Raw genomic sequence first — 21770 nt, 5'->3', positions numbered from 1 at the left:
AGGTCAGGTCAGGTCAGGTCAGACCGTGGTCGTCACCCGCGACCCGCCGGTCGGGGTGCGGCGCACGGCGATCCGCTCCGGGATCCGCTGCTTGAGTTCCTCGACGTGGCTGACGATCCCGACCTGTCGCCCACCCGCGGTCAGTCGGGACAGCTGTCCGATGACGTCGTCGAGGGTCTCGGGGTCGAGCGTGCCGAACCCCTCGTCGACGAAGAGCGTGCCGAGCGAGACCCCGCCGGCCTCGGCCTGCACGACGTCGGCCAGCCCGAGCGCCAGGCACAGTGACACGGTGAACGTCTCGCCGCCCGACAGGCTGCGGGGATCACGGACGGTGTCGGTCGTGTGGTCGTGCACGGCGAGGGCGAGCCCCGTCCGTCGCGACCGTGACCCGGATTCCCGCTCGTCGGAGGTCTCGAGGGTGAAGCGCCCGGCGAGCATGCCGCGCAACCGGTCGTTCGCCGCCGCCACGACGTCCTCGAAGCGCCGCATGAGCACGTAGGTGCCGAGCGTGATGCCGGTCGGGTTGACCGATGCCACGCCGTTCGCGACGTCGGCGAGGCGGACGACGGCGCGGCTGCGGGCCGAGGTCTCCTGTCGCGCACGGACGGTGCGGTGGACCTCGGTCGCACACTGCTCGACGGCCTCGGCGCGGTGCGCTGCGGTCACCGCGAGCCGGGTGGCCTCGTCGAGCTCGGCCGTCGCGCGGACCCGTTCGGCCTGCGCCGCCGGCACGTCGAGCTGCTCAGGATCGTCGTCGGCGGCCTGCACCACCGCGGGGTCGTCGAGCCCTGCCCGCACGACGGCGCGTTCGGACTCGGCTGCGCTGATGCTGCTGCGGAAGCGCGCGACGGTGTCGGGATCGAGCAGGCCGGCTCGTGCGGCAGCGACGTCGGGGAAGGACTGCTCGTCGAGGATCCGGGCGACCTCGGCGCCGCGCTCGTCGCGGGCGCGGGCCGCGGTGGCCGCGCGCTCGTCGGCCTCGGCGACCGCGCGGAGCACCGTCAGCCGCCCGTCGAGCTCGTCGACCACGGCGTGGAGCGAGACAGACGAGCGGTCGTCGTCGCTGTCGAGCAGTGCTGCGAGCCGGTCGATCGCCTCGTGCACCGATCGCAGGTCGGCCTCGAGCCGCTCGGCATCGGAGGCCGCGGTCGACGCGAGCACCGTGCGCCGGGCGTCGAGGTCGTTCCGCTCACGCTCGAGCGCCCGGGTCGCGGTGTCGTGCGCCGTCCGCTCGCGCTCGTGCTCCAGCACCAGCGCCGCAGCCTCGTGCGCCGCTCGGACCCGCTCGTCGGCGGCCACCGCCATGGCGTCGAGGGCGACGGTGTCGACCGTGCCGACGACGGCGGTCAGCCGGCGGTGCTCCGCACGGTCGACGGCCAGGTCGGCCGCGGCGTCGGCGAGCTGCTGGTCGGCCAGACGCGTGGCGTCGCCCGCGGACTCCACCGCCTGGATCGTCGGGTGGTCGTCCTGCGGCGCGGCCACCGACGGGTGCGCCGTCGATCCGCACACCGGGCAGGGGTCGCCGGGAGCCAGCGCGGCACCGAGCTCCCCGGCGAGCCCGGCGATCCGGCGCTCGCGCAGGGAGCGTTCGGCACCGAGCGCCTCGGTGGCCCGACGGCGGGCTCCGGCCACGACGCGTTCGGCATCGGCGACGCGCTGCTCTGCGTGGTCGCGCGCGGCCAGGTCGGCACGGAGCGACCGCACCCGGGCGACCTCGTGCGCGGCGGCGTCGGCGTCGGCAGCGGTCGTCGACGCGGTCCGGGCGGCCTCGACGATCCGGGCTCGTTCCGTCGGCCGGGCTCCGAGCGCGGTGTCGAGGGCGGCGAGGTCGTCGGTGAGCCGCGATGCGGTCGTGGTGGCCTCGGCGATCGCGGTGCGCCTGCCGTCCGCTCCGGCCTCGACCGCGACGAGGTGCCGGACGTCGGACAGGGCGTCGGTCAGGGTGTCGCGGCGCCGGGCGATCTGCTGTGCGTCGACGGCGCTGAGCGCGTGCTGGTCGCGCAGTCGGGCTGCCGCCGCGGCGGTGTCGTCGGCCCGCACGGTCGCGGCGTCGAGGCCGTCGGCCACCGCGGCGACCCGGGCGGCACGCTCGGCCGTCGCGACCGCGGTCCGCGCCTGCTCGATCACCGGGGCGTCGTCGTCGAGGAGCGCCCGCCGCCGCAGCAGCGCCGCTCGTCGCTCGAGGGCGGCCGCACGGGCCGTCACGGATCGTTCGTGGTCGGTCGCCGCCGTCGCAGCGGCAGCCGCAGCCGTCCGGGCTGCGCCGGCGGCGTCGGCCGTCGCGCGGAGGGACGCCACCGTACCGGGGACGACGGACTCGTCGGCCTCGGCGAGGTCGGCCGCCTGCGCGAACCGGGCCAGGGCGTCACGGACGCGGTCGTCGGCGCCCTCTACCTCGGCCTGCACGGCTCGGCGGCGAGCGGCGAGTTCGTCGGCGGTGCGGTCGTAGACCTGGGTGCCGAACAACGACTGCAGGAGCTTCCGGCGGTCTTCACCCGGGGAGCGGAGGAACCGTGCGAACTCGCCCTGCGGCAGCACCACGGTCTGCAGGAACTGCGCGCGGTCGAGCCCGACGATCCGGGCGATCTCGACCCCGACCTCGGGGATGCGGGACGACAGGGGTTCGCCGGCGACGTCGGTGGGCGCGGCGAGTCGGAACAGCTGCACGGACGCCTGCTGCTTCACCGTGCCGGTCCCCCGCTGCTTCGGGCGGTCGTACTGCGGGGTGCGCCGGACCCGGAACACGCCTGCGCCGGTCTCGAACACGAGCTCGACGAACGGTTCGACCGCCGGGTCGGCGTGCTGGCTGTGCAGCCGGTCGGAGCTGGCGTCGGAACCGGCGAGTCCGCCGTACAGGGCGAACACGACGGCGTCGATGATCGTCGACTTGCCGGAACCGGTCGGCCCCTCGAGCAGGAAGACCCCGGACGCGGCCAGCGCCGCGAAGTCGATCGTCACGAGGTCGGGGTACGGCCCGATGGCGCGCAGTTCGAGTCGGTGCAGGTACATCAGCGGTCCCCCTCACGCTGTAGGGCGAGCACCGCGGCCTCGTACGCCTCGGTCAGCACCGCGCGTTCGTCGTCGTCGGGCAGCCCGCCGGTGGCGAAGGCCACGAAGTCGCCGGCGACCTCGACCGGGTCGGACGTCGCGGTGACGGCCCGCGCGGCGGTGGCGGCCGGCCGGTCCGCCGGTTCGTGCGTGATCGCGAGGGCGTGCGGGAAGTGGTCCTTCACGCGGGCGTACATGCGTTCCGGGTGCACGGTGTCGGTCACCGCGACGCGGACCCAGGCGTCGGCATCGGCCCGGAACTCCCCGGACTCGATGGCGTCGATGCTGCCCCGGACGTCGACGAGCCGCCGTGGCACCGGGGTCGGCACGAGCTCGACGGTGACGGCACCCGCCGCGTCGAGGTCGGCGATGGTCACGGACTTCCGCTGGTGCCGCTCGCCGAACGAGAACGCCAGCGGCGACCCGGCGTACCGGATCCGGTCGTCGTCGCCGACGCGCTGCGGGCCGTGCAGGTGCCCGAGGGCGACGTAGTCGAACCCGTCGAACACCGACTCGGCGACGCGGTCGACCCCGCCGACGCGGATGTCCTGCTCGCTGTCGCTCGGGTCGGCGCCCCCGACGAAGGCGTGCGCGACGACGACGCTCCGGGTGTCGGCCCGCGTCTCGAGGTCGGCGCGGATCCGTTCGGTGGCGGCGTGCACGACGGCGTGGTGCGAGCGGGCGAGGGGCTCGTCGGGGACCGCCGCCAGGGCGTACCGCGTGAGGTCGGGGTGCAGGTACGGGATGCCGTACACGGCCGCCGGGCCGTCGTCGTCGGTGACGAGCACCGGATCGGCCACGTGGGCGGGCTCGGCGAGGATGCGCACGCGCTGCCCCATCACGCCGGCCCCGAAGCCGAGCCGCGCGGCCGAGTCGTGGTTGCCCGGCGTGAGGACCACCGTCGTGGTCTCGGCGAGGCGTTCCAGCACGCGGGAGAGCATGCGGACGGCGTCCACCGGCGGGATCGCACGGTCGTAGACGTCGCCGGCGATGACGACGAGGTCGACCGCGCGCTCGCGGGCGAGGTCGACGAGCCAGTCGGTGAACGCGGCCTGGTGCTCGAGCAGGTCGGCACCCAGCAGTGTGCGGCCGAGGTGCCAGTCGCCGGTGTGCAGGATGCGCATGCGGCCACGGTAACGCCGGCCGGGGACATCCTCCGAGCACCTCGCGGCGCCCTGTGGAGGACTCAGGCGGTCACACAGCTCGCGGACGCCAGGCCCAGCACCGAGACGACCTTGACCTTGACCGTCGGTGTGCTCGTCGCGGTCCAGTTGTTGCCGAGGTTCGTGCGGAGGTGCAGCGTGTACGTGGTGCCGAGGTTCAGGAGTCCAGCACCGGCGTAGGGCATCGAACGGGCTCCGGCGGTGGTCGTGCTGGCCACCTGCGTCGTCCCGTTCATCAGGTCGAACGACACCGGCACGGTCGCGCCGTTGTCGTAGGTCCAGGCGATCGTCACCGTGTTCGACCCGGCCGGGGCGCAGGTCAGGGTGGGGACACCGGTCGCCGTGCCCGCCGTGAAGGTCGCGGTCGGTGCGACGGTGGTCCGTGACCACGGTGCCGCGTCCGCCGCTCCGGGCACCAGGACGCCGACGGCCGCGGCGAGCACGAGCACCGCGGCGCCCCCGCCAACGCGGCGCAGCCGCCGCACGCGACGCGCTCGTCGACGCAGCGCGCGACGGGTGAGGACGGTGGACGCACCGGTCGGGAGGCCCGTAGCGGCGCCGTCCCGTGCCTCCAGGCCGTCGTCGGTACCGTCTGCCGGACCGGCGGCGTCGTTCGGGCCAGCTGCGTCGTCCGGACCACCGGCGGTGCCGTCGGTGTCGTCGTCGGCCTCGACGAGTCGCCGGAGCGACCCGTCGATCGTGCAGAGCGCGAGCACCGCGGTCAGGCCGAGCGCGAGCATCGCGACCAGGCCCCACTCCCCGGCGCTGATCCACCGGATCGGTGTCCCGATGAACGGGATGCGCAGGAAGGCGACGCCGTGCACGGCGGAGCGCTCGATCGGCGTGGAGTCCTGCTGGGGGTTGGCGTCGCCCTTCGTGACCATGGTGCCGCGCGGGCCGTCCTCGACGTAGCGGTGCATGCGCAGGTGGTCCGGCTGGTCCGGGTCGTCGGCGAGCAGGACCTTGCCCGTCGCGATCTCGCCCGAACCGACCGGACGCGAGACGACCACGTCACCTGGGACGATCCGCGGCTCCATCGAGCCGGTCATCACGGTGGTCGGCTGCCAGCCGATGAGCGCCGGCGCGGCCGCCCAGAGTGCGAGTCCGAGCAGCGTCGCGACCACGCCCCGGGCGAGGGTGGCGACGACGACGCGCCCCCAGTCGACGGCGTCACGGACCGCTGCGTGCGGTGCGGGACCACCGTGCACTGCGATGCTGCTCATGACTGCCTTCGACCGGGGGCGCGTTGCGGGGAGGGAACGGACGGGGCTGGTTCGGCCCCGGTCCCGGCTCAGCTGTTCTGGGCCTCCCAGGTGAAGCCGAGGGCTGCGGTGCCGCCCTGCACGGTGTTCGGAGCGGTGCTCGAGACCGTGTAGCTGACGCGGTAGACGCGCGTCTCGGACGCGGTGCCGGTCGGGGCCCAGGTACCGACGCCGGTCGCGTAGTTGGTCGAGGCGGCGCCGAAGCCCGCGACGGTGCCGCTGTAGAGCGAGCCGCCGGTGGCGGCCGGGGTGAAGCCGGAGCAGGAGCCGAAGCCGCCGCCGGTGCCCTGCTCGATGGTCAGGTTGACGTTCGCGGCCAGGTCCTTCGTGGTCGAGACGTTCGTGCCGTAGAGCTTGACGGCCGAGGGCAGCGAACCGGTCGAGGTCACCGCGATGCAGTTCGCACCGGCCGAGCCGGGCTTCAGGTTGTTCGCCGTGAACAGCGCGGTGTTGTTGTCGTCGTCGGACAGGGCGACACTGCCGGCCGTCCAGTTGTTCGTCGGGTTGACGGTGGTCGAGGAGAACGCCGCGTACGAGGCCGTCGAGACGACGACCCCCGAGGCGACGAGGGCGGCGGGGATGGCGATCCAGGCGGCGAGGCGGGCAGCACGAGGCGTGACACGAGACATGGTTGGACTCCGTGAGGAAGAGATCTGATCGGTGGTTCGGACGGGCCCGCGGTGGTTGGTCGCGCTACGTGCCGAGGTGGTACGACGATCAAGCTACTTGGCGTTCGAGCAGCTCACAAGACCTGAGATGTCCCCACTGATGGGGGTATCTTGACGAGTGAGTTACTTGTTGACTGAAGTTCCCACCCTGTACCCGAGAAGAGCTCCCATGACGGACACCGACCCGGTCGTCCTCCCCCCGCACGCACCCGCCGTCCCCGCGGCGCGCGTCGCCCCCACCACGCCGCCGGCACCGATGTCGCCCGACGTCACGGCGCTCGACCCCGTCACCGCCGACACGGACCCCGACGCCGACCTGCCGCGACTGCTCACCGCCTTCCGGGTGCTCCAGATGCAGCACGCACGAGTCCTGCACCACGAGAGCACGATCCGCGGGCTGAACGCCACGGACACCCGCTTCGTGTTCTTCCTCAGCGCCGCCGGCGGCCACGGCGTCACCCCGAAGCAGGCCGGCGAGTACCTCGAGCTCACCACCGGGGCGATGACGTCGCTGATCGACCGACTCGAGAAGCACGGACACCTGGAACGTCGCCCGAACCCGGAGGACCGCCGGAGCGTGCTCCTGCACCTCACGCCGTCGGGCACGGCGGTCGCCCGCGAGGTCGGCGCCGTCTACTCCGACGCGTTCCGGCAGGTCGTCGCACCGTCCGACCGCGCCGTGGTCGCGGCCGCGTTCGAGGGGCTCGGTGCCGCCCTGGAGCGCCACCACCGCAGCGCCGCCGTGTGACAGCGGGTGGCACGGCCCGCGCGTAGCGTGAGCGCCATGACCCCCTCTGAACTCCTCACCGAAGCGTTCTCCCGCGTCCCCGAGACGGTCGAGCGGGCCGTCGACGGGCTCTCCGAAGACCAGCTCGCGGCACGGCCGGCCGCCGGGGCGAACACCCTCGCGTGGCTCGCGTGGCACATCGCCCGCGGCCAGGACGTGCAGATCGCCGAGCTCGCCGGCTCCGAGCAGGTCTGGACGGCGGACGGCTGGTACGACCGGTTCGGGCTGCCGTTCCCGGCCGAGGCGCTCGGCTACGGCATGTCCCGCGACGACGTCGGTCGGGTGCGGGCCTCCGCCGAGTTACTCACCGGGTACCTGCGCGCCGTGCACGAGCGCACGGTCGCGTACCTCGGCACGCTCGGCCCGGACGACCTCGACCCCGTCGTCGACGACGCGTGGGACCCGCCCGTGACGGCCGGAGCGCGCCTCGTGAGCATCCTGGACGACTGCACGCAGCACGCCGGACAGGCCGGCTTCGTGCGCGGGCTGCTGTTCTTCAACCGCTGAGCGCGCGCGGCCGTGCGGCCGCGCCGCCGCTTCGTGAGCAGGAATGGTCGGGTCCGACGTCGCGACCCGACCATTGGTGCTCACCATGTGACGGACGGGAGGCCCGGTACCAGCTGGTACCGGGCCTCCCGTCCGTCAGAAGGTGGGTCAGACCCCGGTGGCGCGGATCAGTGACGCCCCGCGGACAGCGCGTCGGCCAGGTGCGGGAGCTCGGTGCGGAACGACCACTGCACGGTGTTCCAGTCGTGTCCGCTCCCCGGGGCGAACGCGACGCTGGTGTCCGCGCCCGCTGCCCGTGCAGCGTCGGCGAGGACGCGAGCACTGCGGCTGAACGCCCCGTCAGCCGACCCCGCGGTGAACCAGAACGCGTGCCCGTGCAGGTCGTCCGCCCGCATGTGCGCGATCGGACCGGCGGCCTTCCACGCGGTGACCGATCCGCCGAAGGCCCGGTCCGCGCTGTGCTGCGGGTTCTGGTCGATGGGCTGCAGCTCGCTGGACACCGCGAGCACGGCCCCGAACCGGTCGGGGTGCGCGGTGGCGAACTGCATCGCGCACGTCGCCCCCTGCGAGAAGCCGGTGAGGCCCCACGCACGGCGGTCCGGGGTCACCGGGAGGTGCGCCGTCAGCCAGCGCGGCACGTCCTCGGTGACGTACGTCGCTGCGTTGCCGAGGTCCGAGTCGACGCACATCGTGTTCAGGCCGGGCGCGGAGAGCTGGTCGACGGAGACGACGATCGGCGCTCGGCCGTGGTGGGCTGCGGCGTAGCCGTCGAGTGCGCTGCCCATCCTGCCGGCGGTGAACAGGTCGCTCGGAGCCCCCGGTTGGCCGGAGAAGGCGAGGACGACGGGCAGCGGCGCCGGATCCCTGACCAGGGCAGCGGGCGGGAGGTAGACGACGGCGGGCCGTGCGGGGAACCCCGATCGCTCCCCGGGGATCTCGACGGTGCGGACCTCGCCGGTCGTGGGCATGGTGGCGACGGGGGCTGCGGCGAGGTCGAGCTCCGGGAACGGGTCCGTCTGCACGACGGTGCCGAGCGTCGGGTACATCGCGAACTCGACGTTCACCCCGAGGGCGGACGCGAGCAGCGCGGTCGGCACGAGCAGCCCGGCGAGGACGCGGCGCCAGCGACGGCCCTGCACGAGTCCGACGACCGCCAGGGCCAGTGCAGCTGCGGCAACGACGAACCACATCCGGGTGACGGGGCTCAGCGCGACGCCGAACAGGTTCATCAGATCGCTGAGGACCCAGCACACGAGGAGCACCACCGCGGCGGCGACCACCGCGACGGCAGCGCGGACCCCGGCCCGTCGCCATGCGACGCGCGAACGCAGCGCCCCGAGCGCCGGCAGCAGGACGGCGAGACCGAGCACGGCGAACGCCACGTCCAGCGGGACGAGCTTGGACGGCGCCTGCAGCTGGGTGGCGAGCAGCCACTCGGTCGGACTCACTGCTCGGACACCACCCGCGTCGGAGCGGGCTCGCGCACGACCGAGCGGTGTGCCTGCCGCAGTGCCCAGAGGTGCTTCGGACGGAGGCCCGGTACGTACGCGCCGGCCAGGGCACGTGCGACCCGCGGCACGTGCAACGGCGTGGGGACCACGATCCAGAGCGCCTCGTGTCGGGCGCCGAACTTCTCCTTGAAGCGCTGGAGCGACCGGAACCCGTACACCGGCTCGAGGAGTCGGGCGACGAGGACCGATCCGAAGGACACGAGTGACGGTGCGCCGTCGTGTGCGGCGAGCGGCGTGCCGGAGAGGCTGATCATCTGCAGGCCTGCGTCGCGTGCCCGGATCGCGGTCCGGGCGATGAGGAACTCCATGACGCCCGGCATGCCGTCGTCGCCGCGGCGCATGACGTCGAGCGTGTAGCCGGCCAGCACGCCGTGCTCGTACACGGGCAGCCAACTCGTGACCGCGGTCACCTGCCCGTCGGCCGTCACCGCCAGCATGAGTCGGACGTCGGGGTCGTCGAGCTCGTGGAAGCCGCCGAGGGTGAACCCCATCTCCGGCAGTCTCCGGTCGCTCGCCCACCGCGTGCAGATCGCCTCGACCTCGGCACGGTGTTCGTCAGCGAGGGCGTCGAAGGTCGTCCACTCGTCGCGGACCCCCTCACGGTCCGCCCGGTTCGAGGCCGTCCGGAGGTCCTGCCGCTTCTTGCCGCGCAGGTCGAAGGTGGCGACGTCCAGCACCGACTCGACTCCCACGGGCAGCGCGGTCCACCCGTCGGCGGCGAGGATCTGCCGCACCGGGTCGTGCACGCTCGTGAACGCGGGCACCCAGCCGTTGCGGTCGCAGAAGGCCGTGAACGCGGACACGACCTCGGCGCGGTCCGCAGCGCTGCACGCCGGGTCCGACACGGTGAGTGCCACGTCCCCGCAGACCCGGTACGCCACGGCCCCACGTCCGTCCGGGTCCGTCCAGGTGGCGTTGCCGCGCCAGGTGCCCATGTGGCCGAGGGTTCCGGCATCGCCGTCGCGGAGCATCTCGACCAGGGCACCGCGGCCGTCGGTGGCGGCACGGAACCGCGAGCGGACGAGGCGTCCGCGGAGCGCCAGGACCGCCAGCAGCACCATCGCCGGCACGAGCCACGCGCCGAGCAGTGTGACCTGCCACTCGATCGCGTCCAGCCCGAGACCGCGCCACTGCACGGCGTCGTCGGTCATCGGTTCGATGAGGAACACATCGGCGAGGACAGCGGTCAGCGTCACGAGCACGCCGACGGCGAGCACGATGCCCGTCCGCCGGCCACGCTGCACGAGCCAGGCGGACACCAGCAGGAGGAGCCCGACGATGACGACCGCACGGTCGCTCATGGCGTCGGCGAACACCGAGAGCACGCCGTCCGGGTCCGGCACGACAGGGGTCACCAGGGTGCCCGCGCCGAGCGCGATGAGCGTCGCGACGACGCAGGTGCGTGCACTGACGGTGTCACGCGCGGTCGGCGCGTCGGGACCGGAGGCCCGGCGCACCACGAACGAACCGGCTGCGGTGCCGAGCAGCGTCGCCAGGGCACGGGCGAGGTCCGATCCGTGGCCGGCGAAGAGCACGAGCGTGAGGACGACGGTCCAGAGCGCGGCTCGCGTACGCCACCGGTGCTGCGCGGGCATCGCTGCCGAAGCGGCACCGAGCAAGGCGGCGGCGACGATCGACGGGGCGAAGAGCGGCTGGCCGACCGCGAGTTCGGCGTGTGCCTCGCCGAGCGCTGACCCGATGCTGACGGTGAGCAGGGCTCCGAGGACGCCGAGCGCCGGGGCCACCACGCCGATGGCCACCGTGCGGACGGAACCGAAGGACCGTTCGGCGAGCACCGTCGTCACGATCACGAGGACCATGGCGAGGCACGCGACGGGCGGGTGGTGCGGGAAGTCGGGCTCGGCGTGAGCGATCCGCGCGGTCACGAGGAGCGCGGTCGTCGCTGCGGCCACGGAGACGGAGACGGGGAACCGGCGGAGTCGTCCGACGAGCGCTGCGGGTGTCACGTGATCATTGCAGCGGTCCTGCTCGCCCGTGTCATCAGTCGGGGGCATGAGCACGGCGGCTCTGGGTCCTCCGAGAGGATGACCCGGACGCAAGCTGACGTCGCGGCCGGGCCGCGGACCGGACCCGTGCGGTCTTCGGTCGCACCGTGTGACGGACGGGAGGCCCGGTACCAGCTGGTACCGGGCCTCCCGTCCGTCGTGTGCTCGCGACTAGCGCGCGGCGAGCTCCGACACGATGCCGTCACCGGGCGCGGCCTGCACCAGGTCCGCCTCGATCTCGGCGCGCTCGAGGATGCCCTCGATCTTGCGGATGCGGCCACGCGGGACGATGGTCACGACCGTGCCCTCCTTGCCGGCACGACCCGTGCGGCCGGAGCGGTGCATGTACGCCTTGTAGTCGTCCGGGGCGTCGGCCTGCACGACGAGCGAGACGTCGTCGACGTGGATGCCGCGGGCGGCGACGTCGGTGGCGACGAGCACGTTGACGCGGCCGCTCGTGAGCAGCTGCAGGTTGCGCGTGCGACGCGACTGGTTCAGGTCACCGTGGAGCGAGGTCGCGCGGATGCCGGCGTCCTCGAACTGGTCGGCCAGACGCTCGGCGTAGGCGCGGGTCCGGGCGAAGACGATGGTCTTGCCGTCGCCGGCGACCAGCTCCTCGAGGAGACGGTCCTTCTCGCGCTGCTCGACCACGAGGACACGGTGGTCGATGGTCGAGGACGCCTGGTCCTCACCCGCGACCTCGTGCACGCTCGGCTCGTGCAGGAACTGCTCGACGAGCGCCGCGACCTGGGTGTCGAGCGTCGCGCTGAACAGCAGCTTCTGCGCGCGGTTGCCCTGCGGGGTGACCTCCGCCGTGGCAGAGAGGATCTCCTGCACCGGCTCGAGGAACCCGAGGTCGCACATGTGGTCGGCCTCGTCGAGCACGGAGATGATGACCTCGCTGAGGTCGAGCTTCCCCTTGTTCATCAGGTCCTGCACACGACCGGGGGTGCCGACGATGATGTCGACGCCGCGCTCGAGCGCGCCCTCCTGACGGCCGTAGGGCACGCCGCCGTAGATCTGCGTCGTGAACAGGCCGACCGAACGGGCGATGGGCTGCACCGTGCGGTCGATCTGCAGGGCGAGCTCACGGGTCGGCGCGAGGATGAGCGCACGCGGGGCGCGGCCCATCTTGCGCTTGGTGCCGCCGCCGTGCTCCATCAGCTTCTCGACCAGCGGCGCACCGAAGGCGATGGTCTTGCCGGAGCCGGTGCGGCCACGACCGAGGACGTCCTTGCCGGCGAGCACGTCGGGGATCGTCGCCGCCTGGATCGGGAACGGGCTCGAGGCGCCGAGCTCCTGCAGGGCGCGGGAGATGTTGCCGCCGATGCCCAGGTCACCGAAGGTCACGCCCTCGACGTCGGCCGCGATGGTGGCCTCGGCCTGGAGCTTCTCGAGCTTGACGTCGTCGGCCGGCACGAACTTGCCGCGCTCGGGCTCGTCGAACGAGCGGCGCGGGGCACGGTCGGTGCGGTCGTCGCGGTCGAACTTGCGCGGGGCGCGGTCGTCGCGATCGAACGAGCGACGCGGGCGGTCGTCGTTGTCACGACGGGGCGCACGGTCGTCGCGGTCGAACGAACGACGCGGGCGGTCGTCGCGGTCGGAACGACGGGGACGGTCGTCGTTGTCACGACGGGGCGCACGGTCGTCGCGGTTGAAGCTGCGCGGTGCACGGTCGTCGCGGTCGAAACGACGGGGCGCACGGTCGTCACGGTCGAACGAACGACGCGGACGGTCGTCGTTGTCACGACGGGGCGCACGGTCGTCACGGTCGAACGAACGACGCGGCCGGTCATCGTTGTCACGACGCGGGGCACGGTCATCGCGGTTGAAGCTGCGCGGGGCGCGGTCATCGCGGTCGAAGCGACGGGGCCGGTCATCGTTGTCACGACGGGGCGCGCGGTCGTCACGGTTGAACGAACGCGGAGCGCGGTCATCGCGGTCGAACGAACGACGCGGACGGTCTTCGTTGTCACGACGCGGTGCACGGTCGTCACGGTCGAAGCGACGCGGGGCGCTGGGCCCCTGCGAGCCGGTTCCGGCGCGACGCGGAGCCTGCGGAGCGTCGGGACGGCCGTGCGAGTAGGGAGCGTCGCGGTTGAAGCCACGGCCGCCACGGTCGTCGCGGTCGGGGCGCCGCTGGCCGCCGCTGTCACGCGGCTCCCAGTTCGGACGGGCCGGACGCTCGCCCTGCGACGCACGGCCGCGACGCTCCTCGGCGTCCCAGCGCTGCTTCTGGCGCGGCTGCGAGGAGTCGGCGGCGCGGAACCCGCGGTGCTTGCTGCTGCGGGCGGCGGGGGTGCCGTTCGGGTGGCGGACGCGGTCGGAGGCGCGGTTGTCCGCGCCGCCCTTGTTGTACGGGGCCATGGCTGCTTTCTCGGGTGCGCAACGTACCGCAGCGCCCGACAGCGACATCGGCGGGGGCTGCTTGCGGAGAGGGGGTTCATCCCGTCGCGAGTCGACGTGATTCCAGCCCTCGAGCAACACACACCCAGCAGAATTTCCGTGATCACAATGTCACGACGTCGAAGGCCGACCGAGCGAGTCTACGCGAGCCGGTGCCCTGACGCCAGCCCCGCGCGGTCCGGCGGCGGCGTGCCGGGCGCGGGACGGGCCTCCAGGCCGGGGTCGTGCGCTCAGGACTCCGCGAGCCGACGACGCTGCTCGGCGACGTCGAAGTCCGCCTTCGGCCACGACAGGTGCATGTCCTCCAGCGCCCGGAGCAGGAGCTGCTGCACGGCGAGGCGGGCGTACCACTTGCGGTTCGCGGGCACGACGTACCAGGGAGCCTGCGGGGTCGACGTGCGGTCGAGGGCGATCTGGTACGCCTGCTGGTAGCGGTCCCAGAGCAGGCGGTCGTCGATGTCGCCCGGGTTGAACTTCCAGTGCTTGTCGGGGCGGTCCAGCCGGTCGCCGAGGCGCTCGCGCTGTTCGTCCTTCGAGATGTGCAGCATCACCTTGACGATGGTCGTGCCGGCGGCGGCGAGGCCGTCCTCGAAGGCGGTGATCGCGCCGTACCGACGTTCGATCTCGTCCGGCGCGGCGAGCCCACGGACCCGCTGGGCGAGCACGTCCTCGTAGTGCGAGCGGTCGAACACGCCGAGCTGCCCGGCTGCGGGCAGCTGCTTCTCGATGCGCCAGAGGAAGTCGTGCTCGCGCTCCTCGGCCGTCGGGGCCTTGAAGCCGGCGTAGTGCACGCCGTTCGGGTCGACCGCACCGACGACGTGCGAGACGATGCCGCCCTTGCCCGCGGTGTCCATCGCCTGCAGCACGAGCAGCACCCGCCGCTCGTCGCCGGCGGTCGACGCCGCGTACAGGCGCTCCTGCAGGGCGGCGAGACGGGAGGCGCCGGCGGCGAGGGCTTCGAGGCCGTCGATCTTGCGGCCGGGGAAGCCCGGGGTGCCGTCCGGGTCCACCTGGTCGAGGCGGAACCCGGGTTCGACGCGGAGCAGTGGTTCGGGATCGGCGTTCCAGGCCTTGCGATTGCTCACGGGTCCTCCTGCGGTGCTCCGGTCGGCGGCTGCCGTGCTCATCCTCGCACTGCCGTCCTCCGCTCGGGTGACGTGGGCGGCTGCCGGTGCGGCTAGCGTGGACGTGATGAAGTCCGGCCGCCGCTCAGTGCTCGCGCTCGTCGCCGCGGTCGTGGCGCTCGGCGCGATGGCGTCCTGCAGCACGGACCCGGTCGGCGACGAGAACGCGACGGTGACCGCGGACAGCATCATCTACCCGCTGTCGCTGCGGTACCACGGCATCGACGTGGTGGCCGACGTGCCCTACGGCACCGATCCGTTGCAGCGCCTCGACGTGTGCCTGCCGGCCGACAGCGACCCCGCGACGACGGCGACCCCCACCGCGACGCCGTCCGCCTCGGCCACCGCCGATCCCGATGCCCGAGCGGTCGGGGCCGCCACCGGACGCCCGGCGGTCCTGATGATCCACGGCGGCAGCTGGTCGCACGGCGACAAGGCGACCGCCGCCTACCGGTCCGTGTGCAAGTACCTGGCGTCCGAGGGCTTCGTGACGTTCAACGTCGACTACCGGCTGGCGCCGACCGACCCGTTCCCGGCGGGGCTCGACGACGTCCGCCGTGCGCTCGACTACGTGTTCCGTCCGGCGACGCTCGAGACCTACGACGTCGACTCCCAGCGCGTGGGCGTGTTCGGCGGCAGCGCCGGCGGCAACCTCGCCGCGATGCTCGCCGTCACCGACCACGACTCCGCCGCGTACGCCGACGGCGACCGGATCCGTGCCGTGGTCGACCTGAGCGGGCCGACGAACCTGACCACCCGGTCCACCGAGCCCGACGGGGTGTCGGCGGCCTTCCAGCGCAAGCAGCTGCTCTACCTGGGGTGCCGGTCGTACGCCAGGTGCCCGGCGGCCACCAGGGCGTCGCCGGAGTTCCACGTCACCTCGGACACCGCGCCGTTCTTCATCGGGCACTCCACCGACGAGTTCATCCCGATGTGGGAGTCGCAGGAGTTCGCCGCGACGCTCCGGTCCCACGACGTCCCGGTGACGTTCGTGGCGGTCGAGGGCACGGCGCACTCGATCGCCCAGCTCGACGAGGCGATGAGCCGCCGCGTGGTCACGTTCCTGCGGACGCAGCTGGGCTGACCGCGCCGGCTGACCGCCTGATCGCGCATGGCGTCCGACCGGCCGACCGCGCAGGGCGTCCGACCGCGTGCCCCGGGTGGGTGCCACCCGGAGTCGGGACTGCCGCTGCCGCGCCCCCGGCCGCAGACTTCGAGGGTGACCGACACCTCGACCCGCCCTGCCCGCGCCGCTGCGACCCGCTGGGACCGCCCGGCGCTGCAGACGTTCGGGGAGCTGCTGCTCGGGCTGTCGTTCGTCGCCGCGGTGTCGTTCGGCGGGTACGCCTCGGTCACCGGGCAGCTGGCCGTCGTGTCGCAGGGCGCCGCCGTGGTGTTCCTCGTGACGCTGACCCTGGTGCTCGTGTCGTGGTTCCGGGCGGTCGAGCGCGAGGAGCGGACCGAGCGCGTCGTCGTCTCGCCCCTCGCCGCCATCGACGCCGAGTACCGCCGCTAGACCGCTTCGCCCGGCTCCGTCTGCCGCGCTGCCCGCCGATCCGCGCGGCGCTCTCGAGCCCGCTCGACCACGAAGTACAGCGCCGGCAGCACCACGAGCGTCAGCAGCGTCGAGGACACCAGGCCACCGATCACGACCAGGGCCAGCGGCTGCGAGATGAAGCCGGACTTGCCCGTCAGCCCGATCGCCATCGGCAGCAGCGCGAAGATCGTCGCCATCGCCGTCATCAGGATCGGACGGAGGCGTCGTGTGGCGCCCTCGATCAACGCCTCGCGCACCCGCAAGCCGCGCCGTCGGTACTGGTTGACGAGGTCGATGAGCACGATCGCGTTGGTCACGACGATGCCGACGAGCATGAGCAGACCGATCAGCGACGCGACGCCGATCGGGACGCCCGACGCGATCTGCAGCAGGATCGCGCCCGTCGCCGCGAACGGCACCGACACGAGCAGCAGCAGCGGCTGGAGCAGGCTCCGGAACGTCGCGACCATGATCACGTAGACGATCAGCACGGCGACCAGCACCGCGAGCCCGAGCTGCGAGAACGCCGACGACTGGCTGGCGGCGACGCCACCGATCGAGGCGGTCGCGCCCTTCGGCAGGTCGAGCTCGTCGACGGCGGTCGTGACGGACTGCACGGCCGCACCGAGGTTCATGGCATCCGGCGTCACGGTGATCGTGGCGGTGCGGGCCGCGTTCGTCGTGGTGACGGTGGTGGGGCCCTCGGACTCCTCGACCGTGGCGACGTCGGACAGCGGGACCGTGCCCGTGCTCGTCGGCACGTCGAGGGCACGGAGTGCGCCGATGGTGGTCGGCGGTTCCGGGTCGGCAATGTAGACGTCGAGCGTCGCGTCGTCGATCTCGATGCTGCCGGTGTCCCGCGGCGAGACCGCTGCGGCGACGAGGCCACCCACCTGGGTCTCGGTCAGGCCGAGTGACGCGGCCTTCTGACGGTCGACCCGGACGGCGAGGAACGGCTCCGCGGCGGACAGGTTGCTCGTGGCGCCCGTGGTGTCCGGGACCGACTGCATGGTCTTCAGCACCTGGCGCGACGCCGTCTCGAGCTGCGCCTGGGTCGGCGCGGTGACGTCGACCTCGATGTCGCTGCTGCCGCCGAACCCGCCGCCGGAGGACGCGATGGTGACCTCGCCGACGTTCTCGATCGACCCGATCGCCTTCCGGGCGTCGGCCTGGATCGTCGGCTGGTCGGCCTCGGCGTCGGTCGTGACGGCGTACTGCACCGAGGCGCTGCCGCCACCGCCGAACGCCGCCTGGATCGACTGGCCGCTCGTGCCGATGGTGGTCTGCACGGTCTCGACGCCGTCGACGCCCTGCAGCGCCCGCTCGACCTTGCGTGCGGACTCGGACTGGACGGCGAGGCTGGAGCCGGCCTTCAGGTCCTGCGTGACCGTGAAGGTGTTCTGCCCCGAGTCGCCGAGGTAGTTCGTGGTGACGAACGGCAGCGTGGCGACCGTTCCGCCGAGCACGATCACGGCGAGCAGGATGACGACGACCGGCTTCCGGACGACCCACCGGAGCACCGGCAGGTAGACGCGGCGCAGACGGTCGGCGGTGCCGGCGTCGTGCAGGTCGGCGGCGGAGGCGAGCGCACCCTCGGAGCGATCGTGCTCGACGTCGGGAGCCGACGGCGCTGCGACCGCTTCCGCTTCCGCCTCCGATGCCGTCGTCGCGTCGCCCGGCTTCGCCTTCGGCGGGCGCAGCCACCAGTACGCGAGCACCGGGACGATGGTGAGCGAGACGAACAACGACGCGACGAGCGCCAGGGTGACGGTCACGGCGAACGGCCGGAACAGCTCCCCCACGAGTTCGGCGACGAAGGCGACCGGCAGGAACACCGCGACGGTCGTCAGCGTCGACGCGGTGACGGCACCGGCGACCTCGCGCACGGCGTCCCGCACGGCACGGCCGCGGTCGACGCCGGGGAGCATGTGCCGCTTGATGTTCTCGATGACGACGATGGAGTCGTCGACCACGCGGCCGATCGCGATCGTGAGGGCCGCCAGCGTGATGATGTTGAGCGTGTACCCGGCGGCGCGCATGCCGATCGCGGCGAGGAGCACCGACGTCGGGATCGAGATCGCGGTGACGAGCGTGGAGCGCCACGACAGCAGGAACACCAGGATGACGATCACCGCGAAGGCGAGCCCGAGCAGGCCTTCCTCGGCCAGGGAGTCGATGGACTGCTGGATGTAGGGCGCCTGGTCGAAGACGACGGTGAAGCGGGGGTCCCCCTCGATCTTGTCCTGGATGCCGGGCAGGGCGTCGCGCACGGTCTTGGAGACGTCGACGGTGTTGGCTTCCTGCGTCTTCGTGATCGAGATCGTCAGGGCCTGCTGGCCGTCCACGCGGCTGATCGAGGTGCGCGGCGACTCGGTGATGGCGACCTTCGCGACGTCGCCCAACGTGGTGTCGGTGGGAGTGGCCGCGGTCGTGGACCCGCCCGTCGCGGTGTCACCGGTCGCCCCGGTGCCGGTCGCACCCGTACCGGCGGCACCCACAGCCGTGCCGTCACCGGACGGTGTCGTCCCGGCGGCACCGGCGGCACCCGACCCGGACCCGTCCGACCCCGATGAGCCCGAAGAGCTCGACGAGCTCGACGAACTCGTCAGCGGCAGGGCGCGGATGTCGTCGAGCGAAGCGATCCGCTCGCCCGTCTGCACCGACAGCGTCGAGCCGTCCTCGGTGATGGTGCCGCCGGGGATCAGGGTGCCGTTGTCGTCGAGCGCGTCCGAGATCGCCGTCTGGGTCAGGCCGCGGGCGGCGAGCTCGTCCTGGTTGGGCGTGATGACGACCCGACGACCCGGGTTGCCGAAGACGTCCGCCTGCCGCACGCCGTCGAGCTTCTCGAGGTCGGGGATCGCCGAGGCCTGCAGCCGGTCGACGAGCTGCTCCTGGTTGCCGGACGCCGAGACCGCGATCTGCAGCACCGGCAGGTCGTCGAAGGACCCGGTGACGATCTGCGTCTGCACCGAGTCGGGCAGCGACAGCGCGTTCACCGCGGTCTGGATCTTGTCCTCGGCGCTGGCCAGGTTCGATCCGTACTGGAACGATGCCGACACCACGCTCTGCCCGGTGGACGAGGTCGCGCTGGTCGACTCGAGGTCCGGGACGACCTGGATCGCCTGCTCGATCTTGGTCGAGACGTCGTTCGACACGACTTCTGGCGTGGCTCCGGGGTAGGCGCTGACGATCGCGACCTGCGGGAACTCGACGCTGGGGATCAGCTCCTGCTTGAGGCTCGAGAGCGCAATGCCGCCGAAGACCGCGACCACGATCGTGACGAGCGCGATGAGGGCCCGGTTGCGCAGGCTGAAGACCGAGAGGAGGTGCACGTCATCGATCCTCGCAGGACCGACCGACGAACGCTCGGCTGGCAGCCAGAACCCGCCGTCGGATCAGGACCGAGGGCCAGGACCCACCGACGGATCAGAACCCGCCGAGCACCAGGTAGGCCCCGAGCACCGCGACCGTCCCGACGACCCCGGTGCCGAGCGCCACCACGCGCGCAACGGGTGAACGGGTGCCGAGGACCCCGATGCCGAGGAGCACCACGCCGACGACGATCTCGACGACCCAGGTCACGTGCCCGGTCGTCGCGGCGACCTGCAGCAGCCCGCGGATCCCCTCACCGACGAGCACCGCGGCCGTCACACCGAGCGCCCCCGCGCGCCACCGGGCGTCGCGGGACCGCACCGCCACGGCGACCGCCCCGGCCAGCAGCCCGGCCGGCACCCCGAGCAGCACCCACGAGTTCGTGATCGACAGCACGTCCGGGAACCCACGCAGGACCGTCGTGGCCCAGTACCCGACGTGCATGAGCTCGAGGAGCACGACGCCGAGCACCATCGCGAGCGGCAGGGCGACCCGGCCCGCTCGTGCTCCCGCCGCCAGGCACAGCAGCGCGGCGACGAGGAACCACGGCCCGGCCGAGTTCGACACCGATGCCAGTGCGGGCACCGCCTGCCCGAACGACGTCAGGACGCCGGCCAGGGCCGCCCCGCTCAGCGCGATGGTGACCCGCACCACGGCGGGGACCGGCGCGGGCGGGTCGACGGGCGTCGGCACAGCGGAGCGGGTTCCGGCGGACAGGGTCGCGTTCATGGCTCCAGCCTCGCCGGACCCCACCGCCGCCGCATCACCCCGGGGAGCGACAACCCCCGACCCGGCCTCACCCCAGAGGATGACACCGAGCCCCGGCGCACGATACCGAGCCCCGGCGCACGACACCGAGCCCGGCGGACGACACCGAGCCCGGACGACGCACCGCTCAGACCACCGCCGCCAACGACCCCCGCACCCCGGTCGACTCGCCACCGACCCGCTCCCACGCACGCGACAGCACGTCGACCAACCGTCCCCGGTCGGCCGGGGCCATCGTGAACGGCACCCGCAGGAACCGCTCGAACCCGCCGTCCGGCCCGAACACCCCGCCCGAGGCCAGCACCACGCCCTCGGCCCGGGCAGCGAGCACGAGCGCGCTCGACACCGGCCGCCCGAGCCCCACCCACGTCGTCAACCCGCCCGCCGGCGCCGGGACGTCCCACTCCGGGAGCCGCGCCCGGAGCGCCCCCACGACCGCATCGCGACCTTCGCGCAGGGACGCACGCCGCGCCTCCAGGACGGCCGCCGTGCGCGGGACCAGCTCGCGCACGACCAGCTGGTCGAGCACGGGGGTGCCGAGGTCGCCCGTCGGGCGGGCGAGCAGCAGCCGCTGCAGCAGCGCCGGGTCGGCGCGGATCCAGCCGATCCGCAGCCCGCCCCAGAAGACCTTGGCGGCGGAACCGATCATCACGACCGACGCCCCCGACGGGTCCGCCGCTGCCAACGGCGGCGACGGCGAGCCGTCGATCCGGAGCTCCCCCATCGTCTCGTCGGCGATGACGGTCGTGCCGACCGAGGCCGCGACCGACAGCAGGAGCTGGCGGGTCGATGCGGACATGGTCGCACCGGTCGGGTTGTGGAGCTCGGGCATGACGTAGGCGACGGAGGGCGCGGTCCGACGCAGCGTCGTCTCGAGCGCGGCGGCGTCCCACCCCGTCCGCGCATCGACGGGGACGCCGACCAGGCGGCCGCCGGCTTCGCGGAAGGCCTCGTGCGCGTGCGGGTAGGTCGGGGACTCGACGAGGACGGCGTCGCCACGGCGGACGAGCACCCGCGCGAGCAGGGCGATCGCGTGCTGCGCGCCGATGGTGACGATGACCTGGGCGGGCTCGGTCGGCAGCCCGCGCTCGGTGTAGCGCGCGGCGATCGTGGCGCGGAGGCCGGGGTCGCCGACGGTGTCGTAACCGATGCCGGCGAGCGCCGCGGGCACGTGCCGGACCGCCCGCTCGACGGCCTCGTCGATGCCGGGGGCCGCGTGCAGGGCCGCCTTGCGCAGGTCGAGCAGGTCCCCCTCGACGACCCCGCCCAGGCGTTCGGGGTCGGGCCGGCCGACCAGGTCACGGGGCAGGTGGACCACGCTGCCGGAGCCACGGACGGACACCAGGAACCCGTCGGAGCGCAGGCGGGCGTAGGCGTTCGCGACGGTGGTGCGTGAGACGCCGAGGGCTGCGGCCAGGCCACGCTCGGCCGGGAGCCGGACCCCCTGGGCGACCCGCCCGTCGATGACGAGGACCCGGAGCGCGTCGGCGAGCGCCTCGTAGGCCGGCGCGTCGGTGCTCGCGCGCCAGTCGGTCAGCAGGTGGGCGGCGGCGCGGGCACTGATCAGGACAGGGGGCACGGGTCCACGGTAGCGCGATTGGCTCTCGACCA

General features: G+C 73.1%; 15 protein-coding genes. 4 read left to right on the top strand and 11 right to left on the bottom strand.

Annotation, left to right across the window (positions count from 1 at the left end; all coding sequences use genetic code 11):
• Window positions 1-18: 18 nt before the first annotated feature.
• The 4 genes from ABRP24_RS07185 to ABRP24_RS07170 form a co-directional block, all read right to left on the bottom strand.
• A complete protein-coding gene (locus ABRP24_RS07185) occupies window positions 19-3009 on the bottom strand; it encodes an SMC family ATPase (RefSeq protein WP_349847029.1) in 2991 nt (996 codons plus the stop codon).
• Entirely contained in the window at window positions 3009-4172 is a 1164-nt protein-coding gene (locus ABRP24_RS07180; protein ID WP_349847030.1) for an exonuclease SbcCD subunit D, read from the bottom strand. Before ABRP24_RS07180 ends, ABRP24_RS07185 begins: the two co-directional genes overlap by 1 nt.
• Before the next feature lie 62 nt (window positions 4173-4234).
• Complete coding sequence (locus ABRP24_RS07175) at window positions 4235-5434, bottom strand: S24/S26 family peptidase (protein ID WP_349847032.1); 1200 nt, start codon at window positions 5432-5434, stop codon at window positions 4235-4237.
• 68 nt (window positions 5435-5502) lie between these two features.
• On the bottom strand, window positions 5503-6102 hold the full coding sequence (locus ABRP24_RS07170) for a hypothetical protein (RefSeq protein WP_071248308.1): 600 nt from the start codon (window positions 6100-6102) through the stop codon (window positions 5503-5505).
• A gap of 208 nt (window positions 6103-6310) precedes the next feature.
• Between ABRP24_RS07170 and ABRP24_RS07165 the strand changes: the two genes are divergently transcribed.
• Together ABRP24_RS07165 and ABRP24_RS07160 are read left to right on the top strand one after the other, a co-directional pair.
• Window positions 6311-6889, top strand: coding sequence for a MarR family winged helix-turn-helix transcriptional regulator (locus tag ABRP24_RS07165; protein WP_111056851.1), 579 nt, complete (start codon window positions 6311-6313; stop codon window positions 6887-6889).
• A gap of 36 nt (window positions 6890-6925) precedes the next feature.
• Entirely contained in the window at window positions 6926-7435 is a 510-nt protein-coding gene (locus ABRP24_RS07160) for a DinB family protein (protein ID WP_111234943.1), read from the top strand.
• A gap of 167 nt (window positions 7436-7602) precedes the next feature.
• Here the strand turns inward: ABRP24_RS07160 and ABRP24_RS07155 are convergent, their stop codons facing one another.
• The 4 genes from ABRP24_RS07155 to ABRP24_RS07140 form a co-directional block, all read right to left on the bottom strand.
• The gene (locus ABRP24_RS07155; RefSeq protein WP_349847036.1) at window positions 7603-8883 is read right to left on the bottom strand and encodes an alpha/beta hydrolase-fold protein; all 1281 of its coding nucleotides are present in this window, start codon (window positions 8881-8883) and stop codon (window positions 7603-7605) included.
• Window positions 8880-10913 carry a DUF2156 domain-containing protein gene (locus ABRP24_RS07150; RefSeq protein ID WP_349847039.1) on the bottom strand — a complete coding sequence of 678 codons (2034 nt, stop codon included), beginning with the start codon at window positions 10911-10913 and terminating at the stop codon, window positions 8880-8882. Before ABRP24_RS07150 ends, ABRP24_RS07155 begins: the two co-directional genes overlap by 4 nt.
• Before the next feature lie 210 nt (window positions 10914-11123).
• Window positions 11124-13319 (bottom strand): DEAD/DEAH box helicase, encoded by a 2196-nt coding sequence (locus ABRP24_RS07145; RefSeq protein ID WP_349847041.1) that lies wholly within the window; start codon window positions 13317-13319, stop codon window positions 11124-11126.
• Window positions 13320-13588: 269 nt separating this feature from the next.
• Window positions 13589-14443, bottom strand: a complete 855-nt coding sequence (locus ABRP24_RS07140; protein ID WP_181433175.1) for a polyphosphate kinase 2 family protein — start codon at window positions 14441-14443, stop codon at window positions 13589-13591.
• Between the two features lie 106 nt (window positions 14444-14549).
• On the opposite strand from ABRP24_RS07140, the gene ABRP24_RS07135 reads away from it, so the two are divergent.
• Window positions 14550-15566: an alpha/beta hydrolase gene (locus tag ABRP24_RS07135; RefSeq protein ID WP_139179289.1), complete on the top strand. Its 1017-nt coding sequence runs from the start codon at window positions 14550-14552 to the stop codon at window positions 15564-15566.
• Between the two features lie 135 nt (window positions 15567-15701).
• Window positions 15702-15998 carry a hypothetical protein gene (locus ABRP24_RS07130; RefSeq protein WP_027465048.1) on the top strand — a complete coding sequence of 99 codons (297 nt, stop codon included), beginning with the start codon at window positions 15702-15704 and terminating at the stop codon, window positions 15996-15998.
• Here the strand turns inward: ABRP24_RS07130 and ABRP24_RS07125 are convergent.
• From ABRP24_RS07125 to ABRP24_RS07115, 3 genes are all read right to left on the bottom strand, one after another.
• Complete coding sequence (locus ABRP24_RS07125; protein WP_349847044.1) at window positions 15995-19351, bottom strand: efflux RND transporter permease subunit; 3357 nt, start codon at window positions 19349-19351, stop codon at window positions 15995-15997. The two genes, ABRP24_RS07130 and ABRP24_RS07125, sit on opposite strands and share 4 nt — an antisense overlap.
• A gap of 94 nt (window positions 19352-19445) precedes the next feature.
• Window positions 19446-20120 carry a DUF6518 family protein gene (locus ABRP24_RS07120; protein ID WP_349847046.1) on the bottom strand — a complete coding sequence of 225 codons (675 nt, stop codon included), beginning with the start codon at window positions 20118-20120 and terminating at the stop codon, window positions 19446-19448.
• A gap of 166 nt (window positions 20121-20286) precedes the next feature.
• Entirely contained in the window at window positions 20287-21738 is a 1452-nt protein-coding gene (locus tag ABRP24_RS07115) for a PLP-dependent aminotransferase family protein (RefSeq protein WP_349847047.1), read from the bottom strand.
• Window positions 21739-21770: the final 32 nt, after the last annotated feature.

The organism is Curtobacterium sp. WHRI 8282, assembly GCF_040223925.2.
Lineage (GTDB): Bacteria > Actinomycetota > Actinomycetes > Actinomycetales > Microbacteriaceae > Curtobacterium > Curtobacterium flaccumfaciens.
The sequence above is the reverse complement of the archived record's forward strand: the minus strand, read 5'-3'. Positions and strand labels throughout refer to the sequence as shown.

Bases quoted from the DNA above. Each gene is read 5' to 3' on its own strand.
- ABRP24_RS07175 (WP_349847032.1), bottom strand. From the start codon at position 5,434: ATGAGCAGCATCGCAGTGCACGGTGGTCCCGCACCGCACGCAGCGGTC.
- ABRP24_RS07160 (WP_111234943.1), top strand. From the start codon at position 6,926: ATGACCCCCTCTGAACTCCTCACCGAAGCGTTCTCCCGCGTCCCCGAG.
- ABRP24_RS07145 (WP_349847041.1), bottom strand. From the start codon at position 13,319: ATGGCCCCGTACAACAAGGGCGGCGCGGACAACCGCGCCTCCGACCGC.
- ABRP24_RS07185 (WP_349847029.1), bottom strand. From the start codon at position 3,009: ATGTACCTGCACCGACTCGAACTGCGCGCCATCGGGCCGTACCCCGAC.
- ABRP24_RS07120 (WP_349847046.1), bottom strand. From the start codon at position 20,120: ATGAACGCGACCCTGTCCGCCGGAACCCGCTCCGCTGTGCCGACGCCC.
- ABRP24_RS07170 (WP_071248308.1), bottom strand. From the start codon at position 6,102: ATGTCTCGTGTCACGCCTCGTGCTGCCCGCCTCGCCGCCTGGATCGCC.
- ABRP24_RS07165 (WP_111056851.1), top strand. From the start codon at position 6,311: ATGACGGACACCGACCCGGTCGTCCTCCCCCCGCACGCACCCGCCGTC.
- ABRP24_RS07180 (WP_349847030.1), bottom strand. From the start codon at position 4,172: ATGCGCATCCTGCACACCGGCGACTGGCACCTCGGCCGCACACTGCTG.
- ABRP24_RS07135 (WP_139179289.1), top strand. From the start codon at position 14,550: ATGAAGTCCGGCCGCCGCTCAGTGCTCGCGCTCGTCGCCGCGGTCGTG.